The following is a 9,342-nucleotide window of genomic DNA, read 5'->3' as shown; positions in this document are numbered from 1 at the left end:
CAATCACAGTGACAGGTCAAACAATCGATCCGAACGGCAACACAGTAGTGACATTCAGTGACGGTAATTCAATTACAGTACCAAAAGGCAAAGACGGCATTTCAGTTACAGTCAAAGGTACAAGCCAAGATCCAAACGGTAATACAGTGATTGAATTCAGTGATGGCTCTAAAGTAACTGTTCAACGCGGTAAAGATGGCCGTGATGGAAAAGACGGTAAATCAATCACAGTGACAGGTCAAACAATCGATCCGAATGGTAACACAGTAGTGACATTCAGCGATGGTAATTCAATTACAGTACCGAAAGGTAAAGACGGCATTTCAGTTACAGTTAAAGGTACAAGCCAAGATCCAAACGGTAATACAGTAATTGAATTCAATGATGGATCAAGAATCACTATTCAAAAAGGAAATGATGGTAGAGATGGTCGAGATGGACGTGACGGCAGAGATGGTCGCGATGGCAGAGATGGTCGCGATGGCAGAGATGCTCAACCAACACAACCGATATATATCATCAATAACTACATTGATAATGATAATACGAATGTGATTATCTTTAGCGATGGTCAACGTGTTGATATTCCTAGTGATGCGAACGGTAACGCGGTTGTGATTATTGGATATAATCATGATGTGAAAGGTAATGTAATATTACAATGTGCAGATAATACAAGAATTATCGTACCTTGCAGAAAACCAGACACACCAAAAGTGACAATTCCAATGATTCCATTGGTTCCAGCACAACACAATACTGTGACACCACCAGTACCGACACCAGAGCCAACACCGACACCAACACCAGTACCGAATACAGTGCCAGTACCGAATACAGTGCCAGTACCAAATACAGTACCAGTACCGAATACAGTACCGGTGCCAAATACAGTGCCAGTACCAAATACAACACCAGACACAGTTACACCAGGTGGAAACAATGGTACACCAACATCGGATACTCATGGTTATACTGGATTCATTAATGTAAATAATGATCATAGTCATAAATTCGTAGGTAAACAAACTACGCATAAAGTGGTTTATCATAATGTAGAACAACCACAACCAAAAGTAACAACAAAACCTAAACAAACAGCTAAAGCTTTACCTGAAACAGGTTCAGACGATACAGCAGCATTAGTTTATGGTGCAATTATGGCTGGTTTAGGTGCAACAACAGTACTTGGATCAAGACGTCGTAAAGAAGAAGAATAAGATTAAGTTCTAATTATGTAAGAACCGGGCTTCGGCCTGGTTCTTTTTATTGCGAGTAATGTAATCGCTTTCTTATTTTAGATTTTTTGAATTGAATAAATTTATCTAAATTTCTGAAAAATAACGTTGACTTTTTCTGTCAGACTTTGTAACATATGGAATATAAATGAATTGAATAAAACTATCTTATCCAGAGAGGCGGAGGGACAGGCCCTGCGAAGCCTCGGCAACAGGATTAATTATGAAGATTAATTACTGTGCCAATTCCTACAGTAGAACACTGTGAAGATGAGACGAGCCGATATATGTATCCCGAGGACTTGTTTCATTAGTCCTCGGGATTTTCTTTTTATAGAGTTATCTCAAAATAGTTAACATTCATTTATTTCAAATTATTAAGGGGGATTTACCTATGATTGAGTTCAAGGATGTCAATAAAACATTCCGTAAACGCTCAACGGAAATTCAGGCTTTGGAAGATGTCAGCTTTACTGTAGAACGCCAAGAAATATTCGGCGTCATCGGGTATAGCGGTGCTGGTAAAAGTACGTTAATCCGATTAGTCAATAAGCTTGAAAATGTGACATCAGGAAACATTATTGTGGATGGTCATGACATCAATCAATACAGCAAAAAAGAATTGCGTAAAGTGAAGAAAAATATAGGCATGATTTTCCAGCATTTCAATTTATTAAATTCTAAGACAGTATTCAATAATGTTGCGATGCCGCTCATCCTTGAAGGCAAGGAAAAGTCATACATAAAAGAGAAAGTTGACGAAATGCTTGAGTTCGTAGGTCTAGGAGATAAAGGTTCACAGTATCCTAATGAGTTATCGGGTGGTCAAAAACAAAGAGTTGCGATTGCGAGAGCTTTGGTTACTGATCCTAAAATCTTGTTATGTGATGAAGCAACAAGTGCTTTAGACCCAGCAACAACAGATTCAATCTTGCGATTGTTGAAGAAGGTCAATCGAACATTTGACGTTACCATTTTATTGATTACCCATGAAATGGGCGTGATTCAACAAATCTGCGATAAAGTTGCGGTTATGGAGCAAGGCAGTGTCATCGAAATCGGCAGTGTATTAGAGGTGTTCAGTCATCCTAAGACGAAAACTGCGAAAAGCTTCGTTTCTACAGTTATCAGTACAGATATTAGTGATAAGATGATTCATCAATTACCAACTGACGCAGATTATGTGGACGTCAAAGTTTATCTAGAAGGTTCACAAATTGGATTGTCAGTGATTCAAACATTAATTAAAGACTTCAATTTAGATGTGAATGTTATTTATGCATCGATGTCAGATATTCAAGATACTTCAGTCGGTTATTTAACACTTCGTATCAAAGGATCAAATGAAGGTAAGCAACGTGCATTTGATTATATGAAACAAAGTCATATTGAATTTGAGGAGGTCGTATAACATGCTTGGATCTACATTAGATTCGTCTCAATTAATAGAGGCGTTATATCAAACGTTATTGATGGTCTCTATTTCATTAGTAATCGGTTCTTTAATCGGTATTCCGCTTGGTGTACTACTTGTAGTCACTAAGAAAGATGGTATATGGGAAAATGTGGTGATTTATCATATTCTCAACCCTGTCATCAACGTATTGCGTTCGGTACCCTTCATTATTTTATTAATTGCGATTGTACCATTCACAAAATTAGTGGTAGGTACATCGATTGGGACAACCGCTGCAATCGTACCGTTAACAGTTTATGTCGCACCTTATATTGCGAGATTGGTTGAAAACTCATTATTAGAAGTGAATTCAGGTGTGATTGAAGCAGCAAATGCGATGGGTGCATCACCGCTTCAAATCATCCGTTACTTCTTACTACCTGAAGCATTAGGTTCATTGATTTTAGCATTAACAACAGCAATTATCGGTTTAATCGGAGCAACTGCCATGGCGGGCGCTGTCGGCGGAGGCGGTATTGGTGACCTGGCACTTGCTTATGGTTATCAACGTTTCGACACAATCGTCATTGTGATTACAGTAGTCATTTTAGTTATTATGGTTCAGCTGATTCAATCTTTAGGGAATGTCTTGGCTAAGAAAATTCGTAGAAATTAAACAAGTAAAGGGGAAGTCATTGAATGAAGAAATTATTAGTATTAGCAATCGCATTTGTGGTTCTTTTAGCTGCATGCGGTAAGAAAGATGATAGCAAAACAGTTACAGTCGGCGTAGCATCTAACGAAACAAAAGTATGGGATAAAGTTGCAGAACTTGCGAAAAAAGATGGTATTACAGTGAAAGTTAAACAATTCTCTGATTACAATGTACCAAACAAGGCGCTAAACGATGGGGATATCGAAATGAACGCATTCCAACACTTTGCATTCTTAGATCAATATGAAAAAGCGAATAAAGGTACAAAAATCACACCGATTCGTACGACAGTATTTGCGCCATTAGGTATCTATTCTAAAAAGATTAAAGACATTAAAGACTTAAAAGACGGTGCGAAAGTTATCATTCCAAACGATGTTTCTAACCAAGCACGTGCATTAAAATTATTAGAAAAAGCAGGTTACATCAAACTTTCTAAAGACTTCGGTTTAAAAGGCGGCATTAAAGATATCGAAGAAAACAAAAAGAATTTAGATATCAAAGCAGTAGATGCACAACAAACAGCACGTGCATTAGACGATGTAGATATTTCAGTTATCAACAACGGCGTAGCAACTAAAGCAGGTTTAGATGCGAAGAAAGATCCAATCTACTTAGAAAAAGATGATACAAAAGCATCACAACCATACATCAACATTATCGCAGTAAACTCTAAAGACAAAGACGATAAAACATTGAAAAAAGTTGCGGCACTTTATCATTCTAAAGAAGCTCAAAAAGCTTTAAAAGAAGAAGTTAAAGATGGCGAAATCGTGGTTGATTTAAAACAAGATGAAATCAAAAAAATTCAAGACAGTTTAAAATAATAACACAGCTATCATTTAAATGGTCGGCAAATCTTCTAGGTTTGTCGGCTTATTTTATGTGACGAATGCAGACTTCATCAACTTGTATGTATTATCAGTCCGGCAAAGTGTGGGTACTGACAAAAGGGGGTAAAGAGTTAGTGCTAGAAAATCACATTCACTTAGGAGTGATTATCGATGGAAGTATTATATTATGGAGACCATGAAGAACAATTAATTGATGTTTATGCATCAAATGATAAAAATGGAGAACATGCTGATAAATGGATTGTGTTAGTTCATGGTGGTTATTGGCGCCAAAAATTCGATCGTTCTTTAAATGATAAAATGATTGAAGTTTTAACAAATAAAGGCTACAATGTCGCAAATGTTGAATATCGTCGTGGAGAGCATAAATGGCCTATACCAGAAGAAGATGTTAAAAAAGCAGTTCAAACATTTAGAAATTCTGAATTTGTAGGTGAAGGTCAATCATTGATTCTTATAGGACATTCAGTGGGTGGACAACTCGTATTAAATAATGAAGATGAAGCGGATAGAATTGTCGCATTATCACCTGTTACTGATGTACCATATACAAAAGCAAAAGAATTAGGACGAAACGCAGCAGAAGAATATTTTGGTGATGTTTCAGAAGATATATTATATGCGGCATCACCCATTTCACGTTTGCCATTGAATACTAAAACATTAATCATTCATGGTTTTGATGATACACAAGTAGAGATTGATACAACGATTGATTATGTGACAAAAAATACTGAAAACACGATTGATTTATATGCATTTTCAAGTTTAGCTCATATGGATAACATTGAACCTGAAGGCAGACACTTTGACTTGATGTTAGAATGGGTTGATCAAGAACAAGAAAATGAAGAGAATTAAATAACTCTAAGGAAACTATAATAGTAAAACACATTGGGAATGGAGCAATCCATTCCTTTTTTTATATTGTAACGTTATTTGTATGTCTAAAATTCATAGAAAAGCATATTTAATTCTCTTTCTGAGAGATAACTAAATTTAGATATGCGTTAACTAGTTTGGGTGAAATTATAACATTTTTTTATAAAATAACATAAGGAAAACGAACCAGAAATATTGTTACGTACAATTAGATAAGTGTTATAATTTATTTGGTGCTATGTATGATGATAAGAAGAATTCGAATCTGTAATTTTCAAAGAGAACAAGAAGGGGTGAAAGGGATTATTCTTGTTATTATTTTGCATGCCTAAATTAAAATTAAGGAGTGTCTAGGTTGAAAGACGAACACACATCTAAGAACAAAGCATCTTTCCAACCGGATAGAAAAAACAAATATTCTATTCGTAAATTCACTGTAGGTACTGCTTCTATTCTAGTAGGAGCTATCTTATTATTCGGGGTGAATACACAAGATGCGAAAGCAGCTGAAACATCAACCACATCTACAGTTAACGCAACAACACCAGACAAAGACACTAATGTTGAAGTGAATCATGCAGATGCAGTTGTTAATGAAACTGCAGTAACTACATCATCTGAAATAACAACACCAGATGAAACTAAAGAAGTACCGAAAACTGAAGTTGAATCACTACCAACAAAAGCTAGTAATGATTCAACAGAAAAAGCAACTTCTGATCATCAAGAAGTTATAGCTCCAACAGTCGAAAAAGAAGCGACTGCAGCTCCAAAATCACAAGAAGTTTCAACAGAAACAGCTCCGTTTGAGACAAACACCACAGTTCAAAAAGTAGCTGAAACACCTAAAGTAGAAGTACCTCAATCTATTTTAGGCATTCAACAAGTTCAAGATTTGAATACAGCTGCTGAATTTTATGCACAATCTTCAGGCGCCTCTATAGAAGAAGCGCAGACTTTAATTCAAGAATTGAATTTAGACAGTCAAGCCACACCCGAAGAAATTCAACAAGCTTTACTTTATCAATTATCCCATGAATATGAAACTTGGTATAAACCTGCTGTACGTGAAGATTTGACTACAGAAGCAGAACAAGTGGCAGATAATCCAGACTTTGTAAAATATGCGGTAACACTTCCGATTGAACCGATAATTATTGATGCAGATGCGATTAAAAACGGTTATGTTCGTTCAGGTTCAGATGAATTAAGTAAAACTAACTTAATTTCCGGTCGTGCTTGGATGGCGGACCAAGGTATCCCATCTGTAGGTACAAATGGTTTAGCTCCAGTACCTGTCAATACACCGGTTTATTTACAATGGATGGACAAAGATGGATCAATTTCACCAATTTATCGTGCATATACACATAATAAAAATCGTGATGACAGTGCACAAGATGGTCCAGGTGCCTTTGCCTTTGACTTAAGACAAGGTTGGACAGATGCGACAGGTAAACACCATGTATATAAAGCTTTTAAAGGACAAAAATATCGTTTTGCTATTCCAGATTTTACATTACCTAATGGCAACAAAGCGACAATGTTACGACAAGCCGGTGGATTTTATCCAGGTGTATTTGTAGACACATTTACTGATAACAATATGGGGCAAACTCCAGTAGTAGGTAAAAATATTGGCCGCACAGGTATTTTTATGGCTGAAGTGCCAGTCGGTAATTATATGACGAAACCTAAAAATCAATGGATTACAAGCGAAGGTAACCATAGTTATCCAGAACTATTAGCTGGTGATGGTTATAATGTCGTTCGTGGTAAAGTTTGGATAGAAAGCTCAGGTGGAGATAGAGCCAACTCAGCAACTGGTCCTAACTATAACTCGAATTTAGGAGATAGAGTCGCAGCGGGTTATAAAGTTGTATTAAGCTCATTAACTTCACAAGGTGCAGCAGCTTATAGAAATGAAGTACAACGTGTACCTGTACATGAACGTGCTGCAGCTGCGAAAAGATTATTAACTGCGCATCCAGAATATATTTCATCTACTGTTGTTTCAGTGGTTGATGGAAATGGGGTTTACGCAGCTAAATTCCCTAATGGTACTTTGGATGTGGATCATATTTATGGTTTTGTGCTAAATACTAAAGGCAAACTCGTTCAAACGTATTCAGGATTTACCTCACCAGAATTTAGAAAAGCGAACCAAAATATCTCTTTCGTACCAATTTCAGCACCTTATTCAGGGGTTCAACAATGGGCAAATGTGAACTTTGCGGTAGTATTGAGTCCATCGGATACCATTGATCTTCATACTGTACCGTATAATGCGACAGACAACCCAGCAGCACCAGGCAGTCGTGTTAATGTTAAATTGCCTAATGGTGATGTACCACCAATGCCTACACACATCGAATGGAGAAATCCTAGCGGACAAACAGTGCATAGAGCTCCGGACTTTACAACGCCAAAACGAGGAGAACAAGTAAGTGGATTTACGATTCCTAAAGAGGCTCAGGAAGGTGATATTTATACTGCAGTACTTGTTTCTGGTGGTAACGATATCGCTGGTTCATCTGTAATTGTTCATATAACAGAAGCTAATAAATATCCACCAAAAGCGCAAACAGTAACTAAAGAATTCGGACAACCAGCAACTGAAGAAGATGTTATGAGTCATGTCACATTCCCTAAATATCCGACTCATCTTAAAAAACCTACAATAACAATAGATCATCCTGATAAATTACCTGATGGAAATACGCCTGGTAAAGTTCTAGTACCTGTTACTGTTACGTATCCAGATGGTTCTGTTGCGCACGTTAATGTACCAGTAGTCACAAAAGCACAGTCTGATAAAGACAAATATACGCCAACTGCAGGTTCAGTTGAAAAAGACTTCGGTCATAAAGCAACACCTGGTGAAATCACAGGAAAAGTATCTGTACCAGACTTCCCAGCTGGAGGTAATCAACCAACTTATACAGTGGATGAAACAACAATTCCAGATGGCCAAACACCAGGTACAGTGAATGTACCGGTGACTGTACATTATCCTGATAATTCTTCAGAAGTTATTGAAGTTCCGGTTACTACAAAAGTACAACCTGATAACGATAAATATCAACCGACAACTGAAGCAATCCATAAACCATTTGGTCAAAAAACAGATGAAAATGAAGTGAAATCAAAAGTTTCTGTTCCTAATTTCCCAGGAAATGGTAATCAACCGACTTATACAGTAGATACTTCAAAAATTCCAGATGGTCAAACGCCAGGTACAGTAAATGTACCAGTGACTGTACAATATCCAGATGGTACAAGTGAAGTAGTAAATGTACCTGTTATTACAGGACCGAAAGATTCAGATACGTACCAACCAACTACAGGAGAAATTACAAAACCATACGGTCAAGCAACAACAGAACAAGAAGTAAAAGATAAAGTCGCAGTGCCGAATTTCCCTAAAGACAAAGGCACACCAACAATCACAGTTGATACAAGCAAGTTGCCAAATGGTCAAACAAGCGGTGAGTTCCAAGTTCCCGTTACAGTGACTTATCCTGACAAAACAACGGACACAGTGAATGTCAAAGTGACAGTAGGAGTTCAACCTGATAATGATAAATATCAACCAACAGCAGGAGAAATTACAAAGCCGTATGGTACACCAACAACATCAAATGATGTAACAGGAAAAGTAAGTGTTCCAAACTTCCCTAAAACAGGTGCACAACCAGTCATTACTGTTGATACAAACAATTTACCAAACGGTCAAACAAGTGGTGTATTCCAAGTCCCAGTTACAGTAACATATCCAGATAAAACAACAGATACAGTGAATGTGAAAGTGACAGTCGGACCGAAAGACTCAGATACGTACCAACCAACAACAGGTTCAATCACAAAACCATACGGTCAAGCAACAACAGAACAAGAAGTAAAAGATAAAGTCGCAGTGCCGAATTTCCCTAAAGACAAAGGCACACCAACAATCACAGTTGATACAAGCAAGTTGCCAAATGGTCAAACAAGCGGTGAGTTCCAAGTCCCAGTTACAGTGACTTATCCTGACAAAACAACAGATACAGTGAATGTGAAAGTGACAGTCGGACCGAAAGACTCAGATACGTACCAACCAACAACAGGTTCAATCACAAAACCATATGGTCAAGGTACAACAGAACAAGAGGTTAAAGACAAAGTCACAGTACCAGACTTCCCTAAAGACAAAGGTACACCGACAATCAAAGTCGATAACCCTACACAAATTCCAAATGGTCAAACACCAGGAACAGT

The 9,342-nt window shown here is 37.4% G+C and carries 6 protein-coding genes and 1 riboswitch; all 6 genes read left to right on the top strand.

Going from position 1 to position 9,342, the window contains the following annotated elements; translation table 11 throughout:
• The coding region (locus tag HMPREF2937_RS10270; protein WP_142351436.1) for an LPXTG cell wall anchor domain-containing protein at positions 1-1,220 on the top strand (1,220 nt) is incomplete at its 5' end.
• A 183-nt stretch (positions 1,221-1,403) separates the two neighbouring features.
• Positions 1,404-1,515, top strand: a riboswitch (SAM riboswitch).
• A gap of 117 nt (positions 1,516-1,632) precedes the next feature.
• Positions 1,633-2,649, top strand: a complete 1,017-nt coding sequence (locus HMPREF2937_RS10265) for a methionine ABC transporter ATP-binding protein (RefSeq protein WP_070864511.1) — start codon at positions 1,633-1,635, stop codon at positions 2,647-2,649.
• 1 nt (position 2,650) lies between these two features.
• Complete coding sequence (locus tag HMPREF2937_RS10260) at positions 2,651-3,310, top strand: methionine ABC transporter permease (protein ID WP_070864510.1); 660 nt, start codon at positions 2,651-2,653, stop codon at positions 3,308-3,310.
• 23 nt (positions 3,311-3,333) lie between these two features.
• Positions 3,334-4,176 carry a dipeptide ABC transporter glycylmethionine-binding lipoprotein gene (gene gmpC / locus HMPREF2937_RS10255; protein WP_002480032.1) on the top strand — a complete coding sequence of 281 codons (843 nt, stop codon included), beginning with the start codon at positions 3,334-3,336 and terminating at the stop codon, positions 4,174-4,176.
• Between the two features lie 177 nt (positions 4,177-4,353).
• Positions 4,354-5,064, top strand: coding sequence for an alpha/beta hydrolase family protein (locus tag HMPREF2937_RS10250; RefSeq protein ID WP_023015621.1), 711 nt, complete (start codon positions 4,354-4,356; stop codon positions 5,062-5,064).
• A gap of 376 nt (positions 5,065-5,440) precedes the next feature.
• Positions 5,441-9,342 (top strand): Rib/alpha-like domain-containing protein (locus HMPREF2937_RS10245; protein WP_070864509.1); only part of this gene is annotated, 3,902 nt, incomplete at its 3' end.

Origin of the sequence: Staphylococcus sp. HMSC061G12, assembly GCF_001838465.1 — a bacterium.
Lineage (GTDB): Bacteria > Bacillota > Bacilli > Staphylococcales > Staphylococcaceae > Staphylococcus > Staphylococcus simulans.
Note: the sequence above shows the minus strand (reverse complement) of the source record. Positions and strands in the feature narration are given on the sequence as shown.

Excerpts from the sequence above, each read along its gene's own strand:
- HMPREF2937_RS10265 (WP_070864511.1), top strand. The coding sequence starts at position 1,633 with ATGATTGAGTTCAAGGATGTCAATAAAACATTCCGTAAACGCTCAACG.
- HMPREF2937_RS10260 (WP_070864510.1), top strand. The coding sequence starts at position 2,651 with ATGCTTGGATCTACATTAGATTCGTCTCAATTAATAGAGGCGTTATAT.
- gmpC (WP_002480032.1), top strand. The coding sequence starts at position 3,334 with ATGAAGAAATTATTAGTATTAGCAATCGCATTTGTGGTTCTTTTAGCT.
- HMPREF2937_RS10250 (WP_023015621.1), top strand. The coding sequence starts at position 4,354 with ATGGAAGTATTATATTATGGAGACCATGAAGAACAATTAATTGATGTT.